20 protein-coding genes are annotated in these 21,034 nt (G+C 62.8%); 10 read left to right on the top strand and 10 right to left on the bottom strand.

The window, feature by feature from the left end:
- Window positions 1–24: 24 nt before the first annotated feature.
- From SCI24_RS15195 to SCI24_RS15185, 3 genes are all read right to left on the bottom strand, one after another.
- A complete protein-coding gene (locus SCI24_RS15195; protein WP_318726182.1) occupies window positions 25–465 on the bottom strand; it encodes a TRAP transporter large permease subunit in 441 nt (146 codons plus the stop codon).
- Between the two features lie 2 nt (window positions 466–467).
- On the bottom strand, window positions 468–980 hold the full coding sequence (locus SCI24_RS15190) for a TRAP transporter small permease (RefSeq protein ID WP_318726181.1): 513 nt from the start codon (window positions 978–980) through the stop codon (window positions 468–470).
- A 62-nt stretch (window positions 981–1,042) separates the two neighbouring features.
- A complete protein-coding gene (locus SCI24_RS15185; RefSeq protein ID WP_318726180.1) occupies window positions 1,043–2,041 on the bottom strand; it encodes a TRAP transporter substrate-binding protein in 999 nt (332 codons plus the stop codon).
- Between the two features lie 658 nt (window positions 2,042–2,699).
- Between SCI24_RS15185 and hpaI the strand changes: the two genes are divergently transcribed.
- Window positions 2,700–3,470 carry a 4-hydroxy-2-oxoheptanedioate aldolase gene (gene hpaI, locus SCI24_RS15180; RefSeq protein WP_318726179.1) on the top strand — a complete coding sequence of 257 codons (771 nt, stop codon included), beginning with the start codon at window positions 2,700–2,702 and terminating at the stop codon, window positions 3,468–3,470.
- 29 nt (window positions 3,471–3,499) lie between these two features.
- Here the strand turns inward: hpaI and SCI24_RS15175 are convergent, their stop codons facing one another.
- Window positions 3,500–4,663 (bottom strand): fumarylacetoacetate hydrolase family protein, encoded by a 1,164-nt coding sequence (locus tag SCI24_RS15175; RefSeq protein WP_318726178.1) that lies wholly within the window; start codon window positions 4,661–4,663, stop codon window positions 3,500–3,502.
- A 178-nt stretch (window positions 4,664–4,841) separates the two neighbouring features.
- Here SCI24_RS15175 and SCI24_RS15170 point away from each other — a divergent pair, with 178 nt between their 5' ends.
- The 8 genes from SCI24_RS15170 (at window position 4,842) to nanR (ending at window position 12,893) form a co-directional block, all read left to right on the top strand.
- The gene (locus SCI24_RS15170; protein ID WP_318726177.1) at window positions 4,842–5,606 is read left to right on the top strand and encodes an SDR family NAD(P)-dependent oxidoreductase; all 765 of its coding nucleotides are present in this window, start codon (window positions 4,842–4,844) and stop codon (window positions 5,604–5,606) included.
- Window positions 5,603–6,616 (top strand): 4-hydroxythreonine-4-phosphate dehydrogenase PdxA, encoded by a 1,014-nt coding sequence (pdxA, locus tag SCI24_RS15165; RefSeq protein WP_318726176.1) that lies wholly within the window; start codon window positions 5,603–5,605, stop codon window positions 6,614–6,616. Before SCI24_RS15170 ends, pdxA begins: the two co-directional genes overlap by 4 nt.
- The gene (locus tag SCI24_RS15160) at window positions 6,613–7,824 is read left to right on the top strand and encodes a four-carbon acid sugar kinase family protein (protein ID WP_318726175.1); all 1,212 of its coding nucleotides are present in this window, start codon (window positions 6,613–6,615) and stop codon (window positions 7,822–7,824) included. Before pdxA ends, SCI24_RS15160 begins: the two co-directional genes overlap by 4 nt.
- A 185-nt stretch (window positions 7,825–8,009) precedes the next feature.
- Window positions 8,010–9,008 (top strand): sialic acid TRAP transporter substrate-binding protein SiaP, encoded by a 999-nt coding sequence (locus SCI24_RS15155; RefSeq protein ID WP_318726174.1) that lies wholly within the window; start codon window positions 8,010–8,012, stop codon window positions 9,006–9,008.
- Between the two features lie 63 nt (window positions 9,009–9,071).
- A complete protein-coding gene (locus SCI24_RS15150; RefSeq protein ID WP_318726173.1) occupies window positions 9,072–9,605 on the top strand; it encodes a TRAP transporter small permease in 534 nt (177 codons plus the stop codon).
- A 25-nt stretch (window positions 9,606–9,630) separates the two neighbouring features.
- Entirely contained in the window at window positions 9,631–11,010 is a 1,380-nt protein-coding gene (locus tag SCI24_RS15145; RefSeq protein WP_318726172.1) for a TRAP transporter large permease, read from the top strand.
- Between the two features lie 18 nt (window positions 11,011–11,028).
- Window positions 11,029–12,105: an Ldh family oxidoreductase gene (locus SCI24_RS15140; protein WP_318726171.1), complete on the top strand. Its 1,077-nt coding sequence runs from the start codon at window positions 11,029–11,031 to the stop codon at window positions 12,103–12,105.
- Between the two features lie 65 nt (window positions 12,106–12,170).
- Window positions 12,171–12,893 (top strand): transcriptional regulator NanR, encoded by a 723-nt coding sequence (gene nanR / locus SCI24_RS15135; protein ID WP_318726170.1) that lies wholly within the window; start codon window positions 12,171–12,173, stop codon window positions 12,891–12,893.
- Window positions 12,894–12,976: 83 nt separating this feature from the next.
- On the opposite strand, the gene SCI24_RS15130 is transcribed toward nanR, so the two are convergent.
- Genes SCI24_RS15130 through SCI24_RS15115 form a run of 4 tightly spaced genes read right to left on the bottom strand, consistent with a single transcriptional unit; the run spans window position 12,977 to window position 17,298 of the window.
- A complete protein-coding gene (locus SCI24_RS15130; RefSeq protein WP_318726169.1) occupies window positions 12,977–14,617 on the bottom strand; it encodes an altronate dehydratase family protein in 1,641 nt (546 codons plus the stop codon).
- Complete coding sequence (locus SCI24_RS15125; protein ID WP_318726168.1) at window positions 14,595–15,665, bottom strand: zinc-binding alcohol dehydrogenase family protein; 1,071 nt, start codon at window positions 15,663–15,665, stop codon at window positions 14,595–14,597. The genes SCI24_RS15130 and SCI24_RS15125 overlap by 23 nt, the downstream gene beginning before the upstream one ends.
- 12 nt (window positions 15,666–15,677) lie before the next feature.
- On the bottom strand, window positions 15,678–16,529 hold the full coding sequence (locus tag SCI24_RS15120; protein ID WP_318726167.1) for a fumarylacetoacetate hydrolase family protein: 852 nt from the start codon (window positions 16,527–16,529) through the stop codon (window positions 15,678–15,680).
- 16 nt (window positions 16,530–16,545) lie between these two features.
- On the bottom strand, window positions 16,546–17,298 hold the full coding sequence (locus SCI24_RS15115) for an SDR family oxidoreductase (RefSeq protein ID WP_318726166.1): 753 nt from the start codon (window positions 17,296–17,298) through the stop codon (window positions 16,546–16,548).
- 191 nt (window positions 17,299–17,489) lie between these two features.
- Here SCI24_RS15115 and SCI24_RS15110 point away from each other — a divergent pair, with 191 nt between their 5' ends.
- Complete coding sequence (locus SCI24_RS15110; protein ID WP_318726165.1) at window positions 17,490–18,254, top strand: FadR/GntR family transcriptional regulator; 765 nt, start codon at window positions 17,490–17,492, stop codon at window positions 18,252–18,254.
- Between the two features lie 71 nt (window positions 18,255–18,325).
- Here SCI24_RS15110 and SCI24_RS15105 read toward each other — a convergent pair whose 3' ends face one another.
- A complete protein-coding gene (locus tag SCI24_RS15105) occupies window positions 18,326–19,894 on the bottom strand; it encodes an aldehyde dehydrogenase (NADP(+)) (protein ID WP_318726164.1) in 1,569 nt (522 codons plus the stop codon).
- Between the two features lie 17 nt (window positions 19,895–19,911).
- On the bottom strand, window positions 19,912–20,898 hold the full coding sequence (gene araD1 / locus SCI24_RS15100; protein ID WP_318726163.1) for an AraD1 family protein: 987 nt from the start codon (window positions 20,896–20,898) through the stop codon (window positions 19,912–19,914).
- Between the last annotated feature and the right edge of the window lie 136 nt (window positions 20,899–21,034).

Here is a 21,034-nt window from a genome sequence, read left to right as displayed (position 1 = left end):
TCACCTCCTCTACTGGACATAACATCAGTATAGGAAAGACTGACGCGGTGGTGGCTGATCAACATGAGTAATCAGGTAGCCCTTTGACAGCATCGCGGGAATCAGGATGGAACCGATCGCCGCGGTGGTGGCCGCCCCCGAGCCGGAAATGGCCGCGAAGAACAGCGACGTGACGATGGCCACCATCGCCAGTCCCCCCGTCATGCTGCCGACCAGGGTGTTGGAGAAGTCGACCAGGCGCTGGGAGATGCCACCGCTCTGCATCAGGTAACCCGCGAGGATGAAGAAGGGGATCGCCATCAGGGGGAAGGAGTTCACCGAGGCGATGAGCTGCTGAGCGATGACCAGCAGCGGCATCAGGTCGCCATGCCATACGGTCACGGCGGAGGTCAGGCCGAGCGAGAAGGCGATGGGCACGCCGATGATGAACAGTGAAATCAGCAGCAGAAACAGGAGCAGTGCCATGATCAGTTCGCCTCCTGCTGGGATGCCTGGGATATGCCGAGTGCCTCATCGAGCAACAGCCCCAGGCTGTTGATCAGGATGACCACGCCGCCTGCGGGAATGGCCATGTAGGGCCACATCATGGAAATGCGGGTGCTGGGGGCGGTCTGGCTGGAGACGCGATCCATCAGGTCGTAGCCGTACTTGACCATGATGAAGGCGAAGAGGGCGGAGCAGAGGATGATGGCGATCCGCAGCAGGCAGCCCAGGCGCCTGCCGGCATACTCCAGCACGATGTCCACGGAGATCAGGGCCCCCTTGCGATAGGCGTAACCGGCCACGAGGAAGGTCAGCCAGAGCATGGAAAAACGGGCGATCTCGTCGGAGAAGAACAGCGGGCTGCCCACCACGAACCGGGCGAATACCTGCCAGAAGATGAGCACGGTCATCACCAGCAGGAGGGCGGCCAGCGTCCAGCCGATCAGACGGTTGAAGTGATCGATGGCCCTGTGGGCCAGCAACAGAGAAGTCTTCATGGCTGCCTCATGCATCAGGAGGGTGCCCGCAGACAGTCGTGTCGCCTGCGGGCATCGTGGACTCAGTAGTCGAAGTTGATGGCAGCGTCGACCAGGTCCTCGCCGACGGTGGGGCCCCACTCGTCGATGACCGGTTTGACGGCCTCGCGGAAGGGGGCTAAGTCTGGATGGGTCACGGTCATGCCCAGCTCCTCGAGTTCGCCGAGATAGCGCTGCTCGAGTTCCTGGCTGGCCTCACGCTGGACCGGCAGGGCGATCTGCGCCGCCTCCAGGATGATCGCCTGGTCTTCCTCACTGAAGGAGTTGAAAAGGTCCAGGCCCATCATCAGCGGCGCAGGCGAGTAGACGTGCTGGGTCATGTTCAGGTAATCCTGGACCTCATAAAAGTTCACGTCATAGATGGTGGGTAGGGGGTTTTCCTGGCTTTCCATCACACCCTGCTGTAGGGCAGTGTAGACTTCGGTCCAGGCCATGGGTGTGGCGTTTGCCCCCAGTGCTTCCCAGGTGTCGACCTGGACGCGGCTTTCCTGGGTACGGTGGTCGATACCTTCCAGGTCGCTGGGGTGCTCGATCGGCCGCACCGAGTTGGTCTCGTGACGAAAGCCGTTCTCCATCCACGCCAGGAATTTGACGTTCATGCCTTCCTCGGCCAGTCGGGCAAGCTCTTCGCCATGCTCGCTGTCCAGGAAGGCGTACGCATGTTCGTGGTTCTCGAAGACGTAGGGGAGATCGAAGAGCATGAACTCATCGACGAAGCCCCCCATCGGGCCGGTGGAGGAAATGCCGGCGTCGATGAGGCCGAAGCCCATGCCCTCGACGACCTCGCGCTCGGCACCGAGCGCGTTGTCGTAGTGGGGCTCGATGGTCAGACGGCCGTCGGAGAGGCGCTCAAGCTCTTCTCCGAACTTTAGGACGCCGACGCCCTGCTGGGATTCCGGGCCCAGCGGTAGGCTGACATTGATAACGCGCTCCGGGGCGGCGTGGCCCGTAGATGAGACGGCCAGGGCGATGGCACCGGCGAGAGCGGAAAGCGTGAAAGCCTGGGTGGAGGGACGCTTCATGCAGAACTCCTGATGTTGTGTCAGCTGGTGTGCTGAGGTGTTGTCGTTGTGGAGTGCGTGTTGAGCACCGCGACGCGAAGGTCACGACCCTGTTCTAGGTAATGATGAATACGTATGCAATGAATCTACTTCATCTCAGAGGTCGGTCTCTATATAAAGTGTTGATAAAAAAGGGAATATACTTTAGTTGTATATTTGATTACGTATGCAAGAAATGCCGGGGGTAGACAGCGGGCAGCAAAAAAGCTGACCGTCCTGATCACGCAATGGTCAGGACATAGTGATGCAGTAGGTCTCGTGCAGTTTGATGGGAAGTCCTATGCGTAGGGAGGGGGCGCTTGAGAGGCGAAGCATGGGGTTCCACTGATGCTGTAGCGGCGGCATGACAGGTCGCCAGTGGCCTTGGCGGAACATGCTGACGCCAATTCCATAGTGGATCATGTGTCAGAGATCGTCGAAGCTGTTGGCCCGAATGCGCATTCAGTGAGTGAGGGTCACTTGGCAGGCCTGCTCGTGTAACAGTGAATATTGCACGGTGGTTTGCTGCAGGCCCAAGGGGGCTGCGCCTTTTGTGAACCCTGCATGAGACGGCAATATGTGTCGACTGAATCCGGTCATCCATAGGCGGGTCATCCGTGTTTAACAAGGAGTTCTAACCATGAAAATGCCAACTAACGACTTCAAGCAAAGGATGCTGACCGGTGAGACCACGACCGGGATCTGGCTGGGGCTCGCAAGTCCCTATGTGGCAGAGTTGGCTGCTACGGCTGGCTTCGACTGGTTGCTACTGGACGGCGAACACGCTCCTAATGACTTGCAGAGTCTCTTGGGGCAATTGCAAGCAATCGCGCCATACGAGAGTCAGCCTGTGGTTCGGCCGCCTAATGGTGATCCGGTGCTGATCAAGCAGTATTTGGACATCGGTGTGCAGAACCTTCTTATCCCTATGGTGGAGAGTGCCGAACAAGCAGCCGCTCTGGTTGCTGCAACGCGCTACCCGCCCGAGGGGATTCGGGGTATGGGCAGCATGCTGGCGCGTGCGTCGCGATGGGGGGAGATAGAAAATTATCTGGAGAAAGCAGACGACGAAGTGTGCCTGATTCTCCAGGTGGAAAGCCTTGGTGCCCTCGATCAGATCGAAGAGATCGCCGCTGTGGAAGGCGTCGATGGCATCTTCATCGGGCCTGCGGACCTGTCGGCCGCCATGGGCTACCGGTGTCAGCCGGGACATCCGGAGGTGGTGCGTGCCATCGAGTCAGCCATTGTCCGGATTCGCGCTGCCGGCAAAGCGGCAGGAATTATCACCCTGGATGAGCAGGCGGCACACGGCTACGTGGAGGCAGGCTGCACCATCGTCGGCGTGGGTGTGGATGCGCTCCTACTGACTGATGCAATGCGCAAGCTAGCCGCACGGTTTCGCCTATCCTGACCAAGGAAGGGGCTTGCCCGACGAGAAGCTCAGCGGTCGGCGAGATTCCGCATCAGCTCGCGTATGCCATAGGTCCAGGGGGGGAGCTGATCGCTTCTGCCGACGCTGTTGACCAATGCTCCAAGGCTGGGTGTCGAGATGGTGACAATATCACCAATGTGGTGAGTGAAGCCCTGTCCTTCGCCAATGCGATCTTTGATGGGAGAGAACATGGTGCCGAGATAAAGCATGAAACCGTCGGGATACTGGTGATGTGGGCCCACTGTCTGCTTCACTAGATCCAGCGGATCACGGCTGATTTCGGCCATGTCGCTCTCGCCCTCCAGCCGGAAATCATCGTCCTGGCCCTCGATGCGTAACGAGACCTGTGCCCGTCGTACATCGTCGATACAGAAATCGTCGTCGAAGAGTCGGATGAAGGGGCCGATGGCACTGGAGGCGTTGTTGTCCTTGGCCTTGCCCAGCAGCAGGGCGCTGCGCCCTTCGATATCACGCAGGTTGACATCGTTGCCGAGGCTCGCACCCTTGACTGTGCCGTTGCTGTCCACCGCCAGCACGATCTCCGGTTCGGGGTTGTTCCATTCCGAGGCGGGGTGCAAGCCCACGTGCGCACCGAATCCTACCGAGGAGAGTGGTTGGGCCTTGGTGAATACCTCGGCATCGGGGCCGATGCCCACCTCCATGTACTGCGACCAACCGCCCCGGGCCTGGAGCTCACGCTTGAGCGCCATGGCCTCCTCAGAACCCGGCACAATGCGAGACAGGTCACCGCCGATCAGTGACTGAAGCTCTTCCCGCAGCCGCGCAGCGCTGGTCGGATCGCCGCCGGCCTGTTCTTCGATCACTCGCTCCAGCAGGCTCACGGCGAAGGTCACGCCGCAGGCCTTCACCGCCTGGACGTCGCAGGGCGCCAGCAGGTGGGGGGCGCGCTGGGGGGTTGGCAGGGCGTTCTCCATAAGAGTATCCACTGAACCCAATGAGGCCCCCTCGGCACCGCGCAGGGCGGTGAGCAGGTCTTCGCGCTCCAGCAGGTCGGCCATGGTGGGACCCAGGTAAGTGACATCGATGGCCTCACCGTCACGGACGACGAACAATACTGGTCCGGGGCGAGGGGACTCGCACCAGGCGCGGCCTACGAGCAGGGCTCGGTCGAGGTCTCGGGGCAAGCAGTCGTGTACGGAGATGGGTTGCATGGTGCCTCCTGAGTGGGGTGGGCTGGCGTATGGCCAGCGCTCGGCTATCATGTTATTTGTGTAGTGATGTATGACAGGTATGCCAAGGGCTTCACTCTAGTCCATGGCGTGGCCTCGGGTCGATAGCCTGATGTCAAGGGAGATCCCCCAACTCAACCGACAAGAACGGGAGACGGCAATGCTGGAGGAGTGGAAAGGTAAGCGAGTACTGGTGACCGGCGCGAGCCGAGGGATAGGGGCTGCCGTGGCCAGGCAGCTCGGTGCCCTTGGTGCCCATGTGGCGGTGCATTACCACGCCAGTGCCGAGGGTGCTGAAGCCGTGGCCGAGGCGATCCGCGAAACGGACGGCGACGCCTTTACATTGAAGGGTGATATCAGCCATTCAGCCGAAGCGACTCGCCTGGTTGATGAGGCTGCGGAGCGACTTGGCGGGCTGGACCTGCTGATCAACAATGCCGGCGACATGCTTGGCCGGGTAACGCTGGATGAGATGGATGATGCGCAGTATGACCGCGTGATGGATCTCAACGCCCGATCGGTGGTGATGGCCAGCCGAGCCGCACTGCCTCATTTTCGTCGCGCCGATAGCGGCAACATCATTCATACCACCTCCATCGCCGCGCGCAACGGTGGGGGCCTGGGGGCCGGACTCTATGCTTCGGCCAAGGGCTTCGTCAGCACCTTGACGCGCAACATGGCCAAGGAACTCGCCGGGGAGGGTATCCGGGTAAACGGTGTGGCACCCGGAACCATTGCCACCGACTTCCACGAGCGTCATTCCAACGACAATCACATTGCCGCGGCTCGAGCCTCGATCCCCATGGGGCGGCTGGGCAGTGCTGAAGAATGTGTTGGCGCCTATGTATTTCTGGGCACCGAGAGCATGAGCGGTTATGTCACCGGTCAGGTGATCGAAGTCAACGGCGGGCAGCTGATGCCATGAATTGTTCATCGGATACCTACGACATCGCCATCACCATGGGAGATCCGGCCGGTATCGGGCCGGAGATCATCTGTCGTGCCCTTGCGGCCATGTCGTCAGCTGAACGGGCCAGCAGCCTGGTCGTCGGTGACCCGGCGATCTTCCGTCGCGCTGCATCCACCATAGGCGCCGAGCTCACCTTTGTTCCACTCGATCGGCAAGCGCAGGACGACGACAGCGTAGCAGTGGCCGTGGTCGAGGTGCCGGAGGGTATCGAGATACCCGATGGCCGCATCAGTGCCGGTGGCGGCGACATGGCTTTCCGTTGCGTCCGGACAGCCGTGGAGCTGGTGCAGGCCGGACGAGCACGGGTGATCGTCACTGCCCCGCTCAACAAGGCCGCGCTGCATGAGGCCGGCCATCATTATGACGGCCACACTGGCATGCTGGCGTCGCTGACCGGCGCCCCCTCATCGTTCATGCTGCTGGCCTCCGAGACGCTGTCGACCCTGCATGTCTCGACACACGTATCGCTACGCGGCGCTATCGAGAGGGTCACCGAGTCGCGCATCATCGAGACAGTGGAAGCCGGGCATGCACACCTGGTCGCGATGGGAGTAACACGTCCGCGTATCGCGGTGGCAGGGCTCAACCCTCACTGCGGCGAAGGCGGCATCTTCGGCGATGAGGACGACCGCATCATCGCCCCGGCAGTCAGGGCCCTGCGAGATCGGGGCTATGATGTCCAGGGCCCCATCTCGGCTGATACCGTCTTCTATCGGGCTCACCGAGGCGAGTTCGACCTGGTGGTGGCCCAGTATCACGATCAGGGTCACATACCGGTCAAGCTGATTGCTTTCGACACCACGGTGAATGTCAGCCTTGGCCTGCCTGTTCAGCGCACGTCGGTGGACCATGGTACCGCCTTCGATATCGCCTGGCAGGGCAGGGCGGACGCCACCAATATGGGCGCGGCCATCGCCTATGCGCGCCGCCTGGCGGCAGGTAACGGTCAGGCGTCAGTGTCATGAGTCAGCTCAAGACCGGCTGCCGGCTCGCCATCGTTGCCGATGACCTGACCGGTGCCCTGGATGCCACGGCCCCCTTTGCCGCGCGAGGCGCCGATGCGCGTGTGGTGATCTCCCTGGCAGCATTGGACGATGTGCTGACGAGCTGGGATGGCGTCTGGCCTGACGTGATTGCGGTGAACACGGAATCCCGCCATCTTGGGGCCGCCGAGGCCGCCGAACGTGTTGCTGACGCAACGCAGCGTCTCGCCAGGGCAGCGCCGGCAGCCTGGTTGAAGAAGATCGACTCGACTTTGCGTGGTCAGGTGGTGGCGGAATGTATTGCCATGCGTGAAGCGACGGGACTGCCGATACTGCTGGCTCCGGCGGTACCCGCTCAGGGCCGTATGGTGCGTGAGGCAGAAGTTTGGGTGGACGGTGTTCGGCTGGCCGAAAGCGCCTATCAGGGTGATGCGCGTTCGTCACCGCTGAGTGGTCCACTAGACGGGGCATTTGAAGCAGGTGGGGTGAAGTTGGCCCGCTACGCCGGTGGTGATGCTGCATTGTTCCAGGGGCATGGTGATGTGGTGGCGGATGCCGATAGTGACCTGGCTCTGGCTCGACTCTATGACGCTGCGCTCGGGGCTGGCATTCCTCGGCTCATGGTGGGGGCGGCAGGCCTTGCCACGGCCATGGCTCAGCGATGCTTCGGGACTCTGCGGGGCAGCCATCGTTCCCTGTCCAGCGTGAGTGCGGTGCTCTACGTCGTCGGGTCGCGAAGTCCGCGAGCCGCCGAGCAGCTTGCCAGGTTGCGTTGCGAGCTACCATCGCTGCCTGTCATTGAGGCGCTGAATCCTCCATGCGCTATGCCTAACGTTGATGCCGCGCTGCTAGTACCCCGCCTGATGCCCAGCAGTGGCAGCTCGAGAGCGTTGGGGGGCAGCGCAATGGTCGAGGCCGAAGAGGTGGCATGGGCCATGGCCGAGGGCGTTGCACAAATTCTGGAGGTTTGGCCGCATGGCAGGGAGACCCTGCTGTTTCTGACCGGAGGGGACATCGCCATGGCTACGCTGATACGCCTCGGTGTCACCTCAATCAATGTGGAGGCGGAGTGGGCACCCGGCGTGGCGCTGGGTTGTCTTGACGGAGACCCGTCACGGCGCGTGATGACCAAGGCTGGCGGCTTTGGAGCACCTGACCTTCTGCAACTTCTGCACCGTACCTTCCACTAAAGGCGAATGCCGATTGTTCCGCCGCTAGTTGCGCAGGGCGTCGGTAAGGACTAGTTTGAAGTCGGTGGTATGATACGTATACAGACAGACGCTCAGCTAAGCACGCGAGTGCCATCGAACCGATCATGGATCGCCACCGTTCCAGCCACAAACAGAACAAACTCAACGGTTGTGAGGAGTACAACATGAGCGACAAGACCCAACGCCAGTTCACGCTATCCAAGGTGATGACTGCCCTCCTGATCGCCGGTGGCGTCAGCCTTGCAGGTGCGGCACAGGCCGAGGATCTGAACTTCGCCCACGTCTATGAGACATCGGAGCCCTACCACGAATGGGCGCTGTGGGCGGCGGAGCAGATCGAGGAGCGCACTGATGGTCGCTATTCCATCACCGTGCATCCGGCCTCCTCGCTGGGTAAGGAAGCGGATATCAATGAGGGCCTCCAGCTGGGCACCGTCGACCTGATCTTTACCGGCAATCAGTTCGCCGGTCGATTCTACGGTCCGATCGGCATCGCCGGCGCCCCCTACATGTTCCGCGACTTCGACCACTGGCGGGCCTATGCCGACAGCGACCTCTTCAAGGAGATCGCCCAGGGCTACGAAGATGCTACCGGCAACGTGCCACTGGCTATGAACTATTACGGTCGTCGTCACGTCACTTCCAATAAGCCGATCAATACGCCCGAGGACATGCAGGATCTCAAGATCCGTACCCCCAATGCGCCCATGTACATGATGTTCCCCGAGGCGGTCGGTGCGAACCCGACTCCTATCGCTTTCGCCGAAGTCTATCTGGCGCTGCAGCAGGGTGTGGTCGATGCCCAGGAGAACCCGCTACCCACCATCAAGGCCAAGGCCTTTCACGAGGTTCAGGACTACATCAACTTGACCGGCCACATTACGGATTCGCTGATCACCATCGCCGGCGGACCGCTGTGGAACCGCCTCTCCGAGGAGGATCGCGAGATTTTCCGTGAAGTCTACACAGAGGCCGGTGAGCGCATCACCCAGGATATCCTGCAGTCTGAGGAGGAGTTGGCTGCCTGGTTCGAGGAGCAGGGAACCACGGTGAACGAGGTCGATATCACGCCCTTCCGCGAGGCCACGATCCCCGCCCACAATAGCGACGCGGCCACCTGGGATCAGGAAACCTACGACCGCCTCCAGGCCCTTGGCCAGTAATCTTCTCCTTTCATCGCGGACGTCGCACCACTCCCGGCCGGGGGTGGTGCGCGGGAGTCTGACATGACCCAATCGGACCGAGACGAGGCGCACGCCTTCGATTTCCTCGAGGAGGATGCCTTCGACGCGCAAGACTATGGCCTCGAGGACTACCTTACCCTGGGGATTTTCTGGCTACTGGCCTTGGACGTTTTTCTGCAGTTCTTCACCCGCTACGTGCTTGGAAACTCCATCGCCTGGACCGAAGAGATGGCCCGTTACCTGCTAGTGATGGTGGGGTTCATGGGTGGCACGATGGCGGTGCGCAAGGGGTCCCATATCGCCGTGGAGTTCTTCTATCGCTACATGCCGCCCTGGATGGCACGTACGGCCTCGACCCTGGTGGACCTGGTCAATATCGTCTTCCTTGCTGCCATGGTCTGGATCACCTTCAAGCTGGCGGGTCTCACCACGGCACTCATGACCTCCGTGGATATACCCAAGAGCTACCTCTACTACATCGTGATGCTGGGGTTCGGGCTGATGCTGGCGCGTGCCGTTCAGGTGGCCATTCGTCACTGGCGAAGTGGGACCAGCGAGCTGCTGGGTTCACAGTGATAACTTCGACCGGGAGAGCCTTTCCATGCTTAGTTCCCTGACACTTAGGCGGCCCGGTGCTCTGGTGCCGCCGTTGATTGCGGCGTTCGCCATCCTGGGCTGTATTGCCCTGGCAGTCACCCAGCAATATCTCCTGTTCCTCTTCGCCGCGCTATTCACAATGCTGGTGCTTGGTGTGCCCATCGCCGTGAGCCTCGCGGGTTCCTGCCTGATCTATGTGCTGTTGACTGGGAGCGTGCCTGACGTGGTGGTCGTGCACCGCATGATTAACGGCATCGACAGCTTCCCCTTGCTGGCGATCCCGTTCTTCATCCTGGCCGGCAACCTGATGAATAACGGCGGCATCACCACACGTATTTTCGATTTCGCCAAGGCGTTGATGGGCTGGATGCGCGGTGGCCTGGGTCACGTCAACGTCGGCGCCAGTATCGTCTTCTCGGGGATGTCTGGTGCTGCTGTGGCCGATGCTGGTGGCTTGGGTACCATTGAGATCAAGGCGATGCGTGATGCGGGCTATGACGAGGAATTCGCCGTCGGCATCACCGCAGCGTCCTCCACTATCGGTCCCATCATCCCGCCCAGCCTGCCCATGGTGATCTATGGCGTCATGGCGTCGGTATCGGTGGGACAGCTGTTCGTGGCCGGTCTGGTTCCGGGGCTGCTGATGGGCGCCGTGCTGATGTTCATGATCTTCATTCTGGCGAGACGCCGCGGCTATCAGCGTGATGCCGCTTTCACATGGTCCGTACTTGGGCACACGTTCAAGCGAGCTTTTCTCTCCCTGCTCACGCCAGTGATCATCGTCGGCGGGATCATGTCCGGTGCCTTTACTCCTACCGAAGCGGCCATCGCCGCCGTCGTTTATGCGCTTTTCCTTGGTGGTGTGGTCTATCGCATTTTGACCTGGAAGCGCCTGCTTAAGGTCAGCATGGAGACCATCGAGACCACCGCCGTCATCCTGCTGATCGTGGCCGGAGCTTCGATCTTTGCCTGGATCCTGACTAGCAATCAGGTCACTCAGCACGTGGTCGAGTTGCTCGGGCCCTTTGCTGATAATCCCGTCGCGACCCTGATCATTATCAATCTCGTGCTGATCATCGTCGGTTGCTTCATGGAGACCATCGCAGCCATCACCATTCTGGTTCCGGTACTGCTGCCACTGGCGGTTGCATCCGGGGTCGATCCGGTCCATTTCGGGGTGATCATGGTCCTCAACCTGATGATCGGGCTGCTGACGCCGCCGGTCGGCATGGTGCTCTACGTGCTTTCCCGGGTGTCGAACATCTCTTTCGAGAAGTGCATGCGCGGGACGCTGCCGTTCCTGGTGCCACTGGTGATCGCGCTGCTGCTGGTGACCTTCATTCCGGCGATCTCCATGTGGTTGCCGACCTTGATATACCGCTGATGAAAGGAAGACCAATCGATGTGTGAGGCCTCCCAGGCATTTCGTGTGCCCCGAGATGAACTCGAACGCTTCATGCTGGCGGTGCTGGCGCGCGCAGGAGCTGACGCCATGTCGGCCGAGGCGGTGACCCGGGCACTGGTGACTGCCTCGCGCATGGGCACTGACAGCCACGGCTTGCGTCTGCTGCCACACTATATTCACGCCCTTCAGGGCGGGCGCATCGCCGGAGCCCCCGAGATGCATTTCGAGCGTCGGCTGCCCGCTACCGGCTATCTGGACGCCGGCGATGGGTTCGGCCATCTGGCGGGCTATACCGCCATGGAGCATGCTGCGGCCATGGCCGATGAGGTGGGCATAGGGGCTGTGGCGGTGGGGCGTTCCTCGCACTTCGGCGCGGCGGGCTGTTATGCTCTGGCCGCGGCCGAGCGCGGGCTGATTGGCCTGGCGGTATGCAACTCCGACCCTTTCGTACTCTTGCATGAGGGGAGCCGGCCCTTCCATGGGACCAACCCTATCGCCTTCGCCGCTCCCGTGGGCGGAGAGAGCCCCTTTCTGCTTGATATGGCCACGAGCTCAATTCCCTGGAACCGGGTGCAGCAGTACGGTGCCATCGGCCGTGAGTTGCCGGACCAGGTGGCCGCGGATTCGTCAGGTGGGGTTACCCGTATCCCGTCGGAAGTGGCGTCGCTATTGCCCTTAGGTGGTAGCGATTTCGGCTTCAAGGGGGCGGGCCTCGGCGGCATGGTCGAAGTGCTCAGCTCCACGCTCTCCGGCATGCTTCATGGTTTTCGTCTGCTGCCGATGGGCGGTCCCGACATGTCCACACCGCGTGGGGTGGGTCACTTCTTCCTGGCGCTTCGGCCCGATGCCTTCGCACCGGGTGACCCCTTCCCCGATTGTATGCGCCGCTATCTTGATGACCTGCGCTCGCAACCGAGCCGGGACAGCGCCCATGTCATGGCACCCGGGGACCGGGAGTGGAGGTGTCGGGCGCGCCGCGACGCCGAGGGTATTCCGCTGGACGTCGCCAATCAACGCGCTTACGCCGAACTGGCCGAGACCCTGGATGTTCCGGCATTGCAGCCTCTGGTCTGAGCAGGGGGAGGGGGAAATGCAGTAACATGGCGGCCAAGCAGCAGATCAACTAGGAGAAACAGCCCATGTCCCGATACCGGATCGAGCGCAAGACGCTCTCCGAACAGGTCGCCGAGCAGCTCGAGGCGGATATTCTCGAGGGGCGGCTTGGCGAGAATGATCAACTCCCATCCGAGCGAGAGTTGATGGAGCAGTTTGGTGTCGGGCGCCCAGCGGTGCGTGAGGCGTTGTTCTACTTGCAGCAGCTTGGCCTGATCGCCATCAACAGCGGTACGCGAGCACGCGTGATTCGGCCCACCGCCGAGGCGGTGATGGCTCGGCTCTCCGGGGTAACTCGCCAGCTGCTTTCCAAGCCTGACGGACAGCAATACTTTCAAGAAGCCCGGGCCTTGTTCGAGATCTCCTTGGCCCGCTATGCCGCGAGCTACGCCGAGGAGGAGGACCTGGTGCGCCTGCGAGGCGCCCTGCAGGAGAATCACGACGCCGTAGGCGACGAGGCGCGTTTCAAGCGCTCCGATAACGATTTCCACGGAGTGCTGGCAAGTATCGCTCGCAACCCGATCTTCGATGCCATTCACGTGGCGCTCTCCGAGTGGTTGGATGACCGTCGCGCCCAGGTGCTTCAGCAGAAGGATGAGGACAAGGCGGCGTTGGAAGCGCATATCGCGATCGTCGAGGCCATTGAGTCCCGCGATCCTGATGCTGCCGAGGCGGCGATGCGGCGCCACCTGGACCGTCACTATGGCACCTACATGCAGCTCAAGAAGCGCCTCACTGTGGAGGAGTGAGTCCCTGACCTGCTACTTGCCGGCAGATATAGCGAAAAGGGCCCGCTGCATGAGCATCGGGCCTTTTCGACGATGGCGTGTCGCTACAGGGAAACGCCACGTTTCCAGGGGATGAAGTCGTACTGCGCCAGCTGCACCGCCCGGGGCTGGTAGCGCCCCGAGGCGGCGTCGATGCACAGTCTCAGCAGTTGCTCTGCCATCTCGTCGATGCTGGTCTCCCCGCGGATGATGGGACCGGCGTCGAAGTCGATGACGTCGCTCATGCGCTCAGCGAGCTCACTGTTGCTGGAGATCTTGATGACCGGGGTGACCGGGTTGCCGGTGGGCGTGCCCAGGCCGGTGGTGAAGAGGATCAGGTTGGCACCGGACCCCGCAAGTGCCGTCGTCGATTCTACGTCGTTACCCGGTGAGCAGAGCAGGTTGAGGCCAGCCTTGGTGCGAGGGTCGGTGTAGTCAAGCACGTCCACCACCGGGCTATCGCCACCCTTCTTTGCGGCGCCGGCCGACTTCATCGCATCGGTGATCAGACCGTCTCGGATGTTCCCGGGGGAGGGGTTCATCGAGAAGTCGGCGCCTACCCGCGCGGCGTGCTGCTGGTAGGCCTCCATCAGATTCTGGAAGCGGCTCGCCACGGCGTCGTCGATACAGCGGGCGATCAGCTCGTGCTCCACGCCACACAGTTCAGGGAACTCGCTTAGGATACCGCTGCCCCCCAGCGCTACCAGGCGATCGACGACCGCGCCTACCAAGGGGTTGGCGGAGAGCCCGGAGAAGCCGTCGGAGCCGCCGCACTCCACGCCCAGGGTCAGCGCTGAGAGCGGCGCCGGAGATCGCACGACCTTATTGGCCTCGGTCAGGCCGTCGAAGATGGTGGTCAGCGCCTCGCGGATCAGCGCTTCCTCGCTCTGGCTGGCCTGCTGCTCCAGGTAGTGCACCGGGCGCAGGCCGCTGGGATCGCGTTTGGCCACGGCGCCGCGCAACATGTCGATCTGGGCCTTCTGACACCCCAGGCTCAGCACCGTGGCGCCGGCGACATTCGGATGGCAGATGTAGCCCGCCAGCAGTTGGCAAAGCGCTTCGGCATCGTCATCGGTGCCACCGCAGCCCAAGGTGTGGGTGAGGAACCGCACCCCGTCCACGTTAGGGAAGAGCCGCTCACCGGCTGGCTCGTCCGGCACGACGCCTGCTGAGCCATGGAGCAGTTCGCGAGCCATGCGCTTGTAATCGCGATAGGGGTCCTCGCCAAGAGCGTCAGCTACGCACTGCCTAAGTACCTCGATATTGCGGTTCTCGCAGAACACCAGAGGGACAACCAGCCAGATGTTGGCAGTGCCCACCTGACCATCGGGGCGGTGGTAGCCTTCGAAGGTGGCGTCGCGAAACGCCGTGACATCAGGGGCCTGCCACTCGCCACGCCGCGCCTGGGGCATGGTGGTGGCGGTGCTATGTGCGGTGTTCTCGGTCGTGATGGCCGCCCCCGCGGCGATAGGGCAGGTGGCGCGGCCCACCGTGACGCCATACATGATAACGGTGTCGCCCACGTCAAGGTCATGCAGGGCGAACTTGTGCTTGTGGCGAATCGACTCGGCCAGGTGCAGAACGTGACCGTCATCGTCGATCTCGCTGCCGGCTGGCAAGTCCTTGAGGGCGACGCGTACGTTATCAGCGATATGCACGCGCAGGCTGGCCAGTTGGCCGCTGTCACTGGCGATGGTCTGGGGCATTGTGGGCCTCCGCTGAAACGTATTCTGAGGGATCGAGCTCTATCATGGCCTTGATCACACCGCTGTTCGCGGCGCACCAGGCGGGCATGGCGTCGGGGAGGTCACCAAGCTCGGTGCGGTGGGTAATCATGGCGCTCGCCGGGAGACGGCCCGCTTCCATCAACCGACATACCTCTTCGAAGTCTTCCCGGGTGGCGTTGCGGCTGGAGAGCAGGCTCATCTCTTTGCGGTGGAAGTCCGGGTCGTGGAAGGAGATGTCGGCCTTGACGATGCTGACCAGCACGTAGCGGCCGGCGTGACCGACCAGGTCGAAGCCCTGCTGCATGGCGTTAGGGTTGCCAGTGGCATCGAACACGGCATCAGCCAGTTCGCCATCGCCGATGGCCTGCAGGGTCGCCGCTACATCCTCTTCGCCGGGATTCAACGTATCTGTGATGCCAAGCTGGTCGCGGCAGAAGGCCAGGCGCTCAGGGTTGGTGTCGACCACCACCACCCTGGCTCCTCGCTCGCCTGCCAGCTGTGCCACGCCAAGACCGATGGGGCCGGCGCCAACTACCACGGCAAGTTCACCTTCGGTAAGTTCGCTACGGCGTACCGCGTGGGCACCGATGGCTTGGCACTCGACCAGGGCCAACTGGTCCAGTGGCAGGGTATTGGAGGTCACGACCTGCTCCACGGGCACCGCGAGGCTTTCGCACATGCCGCCATCGCGATGCACACCGATTACCTCCATGTGTCGGCAACAGTTGGTACGGCCCTGGCGACAGGCCCGGCAGTCTCCGCAGTGCAGGTACGGAATCACATAAGCGTTTCGGCCGATCAGCGCTGGGTCGACCTGTTCGCCCACCGCGACGATCTCGCCGGCCAGTTCGTGGCCAAGTACTCGCGGATACTGGAAGTAGGGCTGGTTGCCACCGAAGGCGTGGATATCGGTACCGCACACACCGATCCGGCGGATGCGCAGCAGCACCTCGTCGGCCCTGCAAGATGGGGCGTCACGCTCCTCCAGGCTCAGGCGGCCGGGTTCCTGGCAGACGACAGTTCGCATTGTGGCCTCCGGTCAGCGCGAGGGTTCGGCGACGACGGTCTGGTTCTGCTCTCCGAGTCCGTCGATGCCCAGGCGCATGCGCTGGCCGGGCTTGAGGTAGGTCGGTGGCTGCTGACCCATGCCCACTCCCGGCGGTGTGCCGGTCGAGATGACATCTCCCGGTTGCAGGGTCATGAAGCGGCTCAGGTAGCTGATCAGGAAAGGGACCTGATAGACCATGGTTCGAGTATTGCCATCCTGGAAGCGCTGGCCGTCTACCTCCAGCCAGAGGTCGAGGGCATGGGGATCTGCGATCTCGTCCGGGGTCACCAGCCAGGGGCCCAGAGGACCGAAGGTGTCGCACCCCTTGCCCTTGTCCCAGCTGCCACTGCTCTCGAGCTGGAACTCGCGCTCGGAAACGTCGTTGACCACGCAGTAGCCGGCGACGTGGTCCATGGCTTCGGCCTCGCTCACATAGCGGGCTTCCTTGCCGATCACCACGCCAAGCTCCACTTCCCAGTCGGTCTTGGTGGAGTCGCGGGGGATGATGACATCGTCGTTAGGGCCGCAGATGGCGCTGGTCCACTTGTTGAAGACCACTGGCTCCGGTGGCACTTCGGCGCCGGTCTCGGCGGCGTGGTCAGAGTAATTGAGCCCGATGCAGATGAACTTGCCGACGCGTCCCACACAGGGACCGAGATGGGTGTCGGCTGCGACCTCAGGCAGACGCGTGGGATCGAGTTCGGTCAGGCGGGCCAGAGTCTCTCGGTCCAGGTGACGACCGTCGAGGTCGGGCAGGTGTGCCGACAGGTCGCGGATCACGCCGTTGGCGTCGAGCAGGCCGGGTTTCTCTTGGCCCCGGGGGCCAAAGCGCAGCAATTTCATGGGGTCTCCTTCTGATTTAGATCAGCCAACCGCCGTCGATGACCTGGGCGGTGCCGGTGGTATAGGCGGATTCATCCGCGGCGAGATAGGTTGCCAGGGCGGCGATCTCCTCCGGGGTGCCCAATCGCCCCAGTGGCTGACGGGCGAGGAAGTCGGCCTGTACCTCGGTTTCGGGCCTTCCCTGCTGTTGGGCCTGCTCACGGATGCGCTGGCGCAGCGAAGGGGAATCCACGGTGCCGGGGCAGATCGCGTTGCATCTAATGCCCTGGTGAATGAAGTCGGCGGCGATCGACTTCGTCAATCCGATCACCGCGGCCTTGGTGGTGCCGTACGCGCAGCGGTTAGAAACGCCCTTGAGGCTCGAGGCCACCGAGGCCATGTTGATGATGCTGCCACCACCGTGGTCGATCATGGCGGGCAGCAGGGCACGGGTCAGGCGTGCCATGGAGGTGATGTTGAGTGCCAGGGACAGCTCCCAGTCGGCATCCGAGCCTGAGAGTAGGGTGCCGTCGGCCACGTAGCCAGCGCAGTTGAAGAGCACATCCACTGGCGGCAACTCGGTGGCCAGCAGCGCTTCGATGGATGCGCCGTCGAGCACATCGAGGCGACGTGTCTCGATGCCCGGTGTGTTCTCCAGCTCGCATAACTTGTCGGTATCGATATCGGTGGCGATGACCGTCGCGCCCTCCGCGGCGAATTGCAGCGCGGTGGCACGGCCGATGCCCTGGCCTGCGGCGGTGATCAGGGCCGTCTTGTTCTTCAATCGCATGGTGCGGGCTTCCTGGAATTGTATCGGGTTGTTTGGAGAGGGAGCCGTCATGAGTTGGTGGTATGACAGGATGCTAGCCTGATGGTAGGTCAGAGTATGGCCCAAGGTAATCGAACCGGCAACGTGAATCTTGCCTTTATGTTGAACATATGAAAGGATATGGCGATATTTGCTGAAGGCGTGTAGCTCCCGTGAAAACTTCCGCTTCCCGATCCCGTCGACCCAGCGTCGCTGACTTCCTTGCCGAGGCCATCTTCTCCGGTCGTTACCAGCCAGGGGACTTTGTGCCCAAAGAGATGGCGCTGGCGGAGCAGTTCGACATCAACCGCTCGGCAGTGCGCAGTGATCTCCGCCAACTGGTGGATGTGGGCATCATCGAGCGTATCTCGGGACATGGTTCCAAGGTTCGGGAGTACGAGGAGTGGAACATTCTCGATCCTCAGGTCACCGACTGGATCACTCGGTTCGCCTATCCCAATCCGCGTATCCAACGCGAGATCCTGGCATTCCGCCTGGATGTAGAGCCCTATGTGGCAATGACCGCGGCTCGGCGTGCCAAGGCGCGTGACCTCGTGGCCATCGAGGAGGCTTTTGAGGGTATGGGACAAAACCTGCGCAGCGCAGGGAGCCCTGAGGAGCGAAAGCTGCACAGCGACTATGACGTCGCGTTTCACGTCGCCATCTTCAAGGCGACGCACAACATCGTCTGGTCCCAGCTGTCGCACATTCTGCGGCCGTCGATCCAGCTGCTAGTTTCGGAATCCAATATCAGTGCCACAGATCCTGAGGACAGCCTGGAGCGGCATCGCAAGGTGATGGAGTGCATTCGTACCCGTGATGCCAAGGGCGCTTTCCAGGCTTCCCAGGCCGTACTGGAGGGGACTGCCGAGGCCCTGGGCATCGAGCCGGGTGATGGCCTGCTCGGCGATATGCTGACCATCCCCGTTTCACGCTGAAGTATCAGGGACCATCAAAAAAGGCGGCCCGCAGGCCGCCAAAGGGTCCAACCGCTTGCAGATTCCAGGGATTAATCCCGCTTGCCATCCACCAGGCGGGTGACGCCCAGCGGGTTGTCCTCCTTGAGGGCCTTGGGCAGCAAGCCTTCGGGCAGGTTCTGGTAACACACCGGACGCAGGAAGCGATGGATAGCGGCACTGCCTACCGAGGTCGTGCGGCTGTCCGAGGTCGCCGGGAAGGGGCCGCCGTGGACCATGGCATGGCACACCTCGACACCGGTGGGCCAACCGTTGGCCAGCACACGACCGGCCTTGCACTCGAGTACCGGTAGCAGCGTCCGGGCGGCGTCCAGGTCGCCATCGTCCATCTGCAGGGTGGCGGTGAGCTGGCCCTCCAGGTGCTCGGCCACGGCCGTGACCTGGTCGAGGTCGTCGCACTCGACCACCAGCGAGGCGGCACCGAACACCTCGGCCTGCAGCGCGTCGTTCTTGAGGAAGTCACTCGCCGAGGCGGCAAAGAGCGCCGGCTGACAGGCGCAGGGGCCATCGCCGACCGGACCGCGCGCGATCTCGCGGGCTTCGCCAACCAGGGCCCCAATGCCGTCCTGGTAGGCGGCGTGGATGCCCGGAGTGAGCATGGTCTGCGCGGCGCTGCCCTTGACCGCCTCGCCGGCCGCCGCGACGAAGGCGTCCAGCGCTTCGCCCTTGACCGCGATCACCAGCCCCGGGTTGGTGCAGAACTGGCCCGCTCCCATGTTCAGCGAGCCGATGAAGCCCTCGGCAATCTCCTTGGCGCGTGCCTGGAGTGCCTCGGGCAGCAGGAACACCGGGTTGATGGAGCTCATCTCGGCGTAGACCGGGATCGGCTGGGGGCGCGCCTGGGCGGTGGCCATCAGGGCCAGGCCACCCGAACGCGAACCGGTGAAGCCCACCGCCTGGATCCGCGGGTCGGCGACCAGTGCCTGGCCGATCTCCTTGCCCGACCCGAACAGCAGCGAGAACACGCCCTCGGGAAGACCACAGCTGGCCACGGCCTTCTGCACCGCGCGCCCCACCAGCTCGGAGGTGCCGGGGTGGGCGGAGTGTGCCTTGACCACCACCGGGCAGCCGGCGGCCAGCGCCGAGGCGGTATCGCCCCCCGCCACGCTGAACGCGAGCGGGAAGTTCGAGGCGCCGAACACCGCCACCGGGCCCAGGGCCACGTGACGCTGGCGCAGATCGACGCGGGGCATGGGCTGGCGATCCGGGAGTGCCGGGTCGATGCGCACGTCGAGCCACTCGCCGGCACGCACCACGGAGGCGAACAGGCGCAGCTGGCCGCAGGTGCGCCCGCGTTCGCCTTCGATCCGTGCCTGGGGCAGGCCGGTCTCGGCCATGGCGCGCTCGACCAGCGCATCGCCCAACGTCTCGATCTCGGCGGCGATGGTTTCCAGGAACGTCGCGCGCTCCTCCAGGGAGGTCTCGCGATAGGTATCGAAGGCGGCTCGGGCGAGGTCGCAGGCCTGAGCGACCTCGTCACGACCGAGCCCCGGATAGTCGGGGGCGAGTGAGTCGCCACTGGCTGGGTTGATGGCGCGAATGACGGCCTGGTTGCCGGAAACGGCTTGCTGGCCGATCAGGGAAGTGCCTTGTGGTGTCATGTTACCTCCAGTGTCGATTACAGGACGTTGACGCGGACCGTCCTGGTTGCCTCTTCGGTGTGCAGTGTATTGCGTAGGGGGCGGCCAAACTCGGGAAGAGCGATTTCGAATCGGTCTCCCTCACGAGTTTGAACATCATCGGCAAAGCTGAGGGTCGCCGTGCCGAAGAAATGCACATGGACGTCACCAGGGCGCCGAAAACCCGCGTACTTGAAGTGGTGGTACTCCAGGTTAGCCAGGCTGTGGGCCATGTTGGCCTCGCCGGTGAGAAAGGGCTTCTCCCAGAGTGTTTCGCCATTGCGGACGATACGGCTCACGCCCTCCAGGTGCGCGGGCAGCTCGCCCACCAGCAGCTCCGGGCCAAAGCTGCAGGCGCGCAGCTTGGAGTGGGCCAGCCAGAGGTAGTTGTAGCGCTCGGTGACATGGTCGGAAAACTCGTTGCCGATGGCATGACCGACCCGCCAGGGGGTGCCGTCATCGCCGATCACATAGAGCCCGGCGAGCTCCGGTTCCTCTCCGGCGTCCTGAGCGAAGGCGGGCGATGGGATCTCGGCTTCAGGTGGCACCACGCAGCCGCCATCGCCCTTGTAGAACCACTCCGGCTGAGCGCCGGGCTCACCGGCGGCAGGTTTTCCGTCTTCCACGCCCAGCTTGAACATGCGCATGGAGTCGGTCAACTCGGCCTCGCTGACCTGAGTCTTGGCATGCATCGCCGAGCGAGTATCGGCACTTCCCAGGTGGGTCAGGCCGGTGCCGGTGACCAGGCAATGGGCGGGGTCGGGGTGGGTCAGGGGAGGCAGCAGGCGTCGCTCGTCGACTAGCTGCTGGTAGTCGAGGCGGGTCTCGGTGAGGGCCGTCTCTACTGCCTGGACCAAGGGCTGCCCGGCGGCGATGGCGCGCCGGGCCAGGGTGTAGGTGTCGGAGTCGAGCAACCTCACATGCTCAGGGCCCTCGACCAGGGCGGCTCTCACCAAGTCCTCATGGATGCACTGGATCAGTCGCATGTCACGTCCTCTTGTTGTGTCAGGGGGTCACAGCGGCCAGATGGCCAGCTGCGGCCAGATGAGAAGGGCCGCCAGCACGCACAGCTGGATCGCCATGAAGGGCAGCACCGAGACGTAGATGTCCTTCAGGCTGATG

Origin of the sequence: Halomonas sp. (assembly GCF_033549285.1) — a bacterium.
Taxonomy (GTDB): domain Bacteria; phylum Pseudomonadota; class Gammaproteobacteria; order Pseudomonadales; family Halomonadaceae; genus Halomonas.
This window is presented reverse-complemented; position numbering and strand designations above follow the sequence as displayed.

What these genes read in the sequence shown, in the direction of transcription:
- SCI24_RS15195 (WP_318726182.1), bottom strand. Translation starts at nt 465, where the DNA reads ATGGCACTGCTCCTGTTTCTGCTGCTGATTTCACTGTTCATCATCGGC.
- SCI24_RS15190 (WP_318726181.1), bottom strand. Translation starts at nt 980, where the DNA reads ATGAAGACTTCTCTGTTGCTGGCCCACAGGGCCATCGATCACTTCAAC.
- SCI24_RS15185 (WP_318726180.1), bottom strand. Translation starts at nt 2,041, where the DNA reads ATGAAGCGTCCCTCCACCCAGGCTTTCACGCTTTCCGCTCTCGCCGGT.
- hpaI (WP_318726179.1), top strand. Translation starts at nt 2,700, where the DNA reads ATGAAAATGCCAACTAACGACTTCAAGCAAAGGATGCTGACCGGTGAG.
- SCI24_RS15175 (WP_318726178.1), bottom strand. Translation starts at nt 4,663, where the DNA reads ATGCAACCCATCTCCGTACACGACTGCTTGCCCCGAGACCTCGACCGA.
- SCI24_RS15170 (WP_318726177.1), top strand. Translation starts at nt 4,842, where the DNA reads ATGCTGGAGGAGTGGAAAGGTAAGCGAGTACTGGTGACCGGCGCGAGC.
- pdxA (WP_318726176.1), top strand. Translation starts at nt 5,603, where the DNA reads ATGAATTGTTCATCGGATACCTACGACATCGCCATCACCATGGGAGAT.
- SCI24_RS15160 (WP_318726175.1), top strand. Translation starts at nt 6,613, where the DNA reads ATGAGTCAGCTCAAGACCGGCTGCCGGCTCGCCATCGTTGCCGATGAC.
- SCI24_RS15155 (WP_318726174.1), top strand. Translation starts at nt 8,010, where the DNA reads ATGAGCGACAAGACCCAACGCCAGTTCACGCTATCCAAGGTGATGACT.
- SCI24_RS15150 (WP_318726173.1), top strand. Translation starts at nt 9,072, where the DNA reads ATGACCCAATCGGACCGAGACGAGGCGCACGCCTTCGATTTCCTCGAG.
- SCI24_RS15145 (WP_318726172.1), top strand. Translation starts at nt 9,631, where the DNA reads ATGCTTAGTTCCCTGACACTTAGGCGGCCCGGTGCTCTGGTGCCGCCG.
- SCI24_RS15140 (WP_318726171.1), top strand. Translation starts at nt 11,029, where the DNA reads ATGTGTGAGGCCTCCCAGGCATTTCGTGTGCCCCGAGATGAACTCGAA.
- nanR (WP_318726170.1), top strand. Translation starts at nt 12,171, where the DNA reads ATGTCCCGATACCGGATCGAGCGCAAGACGCTCTCCGAACAGGTCGCC.
- SCI24_RS15130 (WP_318726169.1), bottom strand. Translation starts at nt 14,617, where the DNA reads ATGCCCCAGACCATCGCCAGTGACAGCGGCCAACTGGCCAGCCTGCGC.
- SCI24_RS15125 (WP_318726168.1), bottom strand. Translation starts at nt 15,665, where the DNA reads ATGCGAACTGTCGTCTGCCAGGAACCCGGCCGCCTGAGCCTGGAGGAG.
- SCI24_RS15120 (WP_318726167.1), bottom strand. Translation starts at nt 16,529, where the DNA reads ATGAAATTGCTGCGCTTTGGCCCCCGGGGCCAAGAGAAACCCGGCCTG.
- SCI24_RS15115 (WP_318726166.1), bottom strand. Translation starts at nt 17,298, where the DNA reads ATGCGATTGAAGAACAAGACGGCCCTGATCACCGCCGCAGGCCAGGGC.
- SCI24_RS15105 (WP_318726164.1), bottom strand. Translation starts at nt 19,894, where the DNA reads ATGACACCACAAGGCACTTCCCTGATCGGCCAGCAAGCCGTTTCCGGC.
- araD1 (WP_318726163.1), bottom strand. Translation starts at nt 20,898, where the DNA reads ATGCGACTGATCCAGTGCATCCATGAGGACTTGGTGAGAGCCGCCCTG.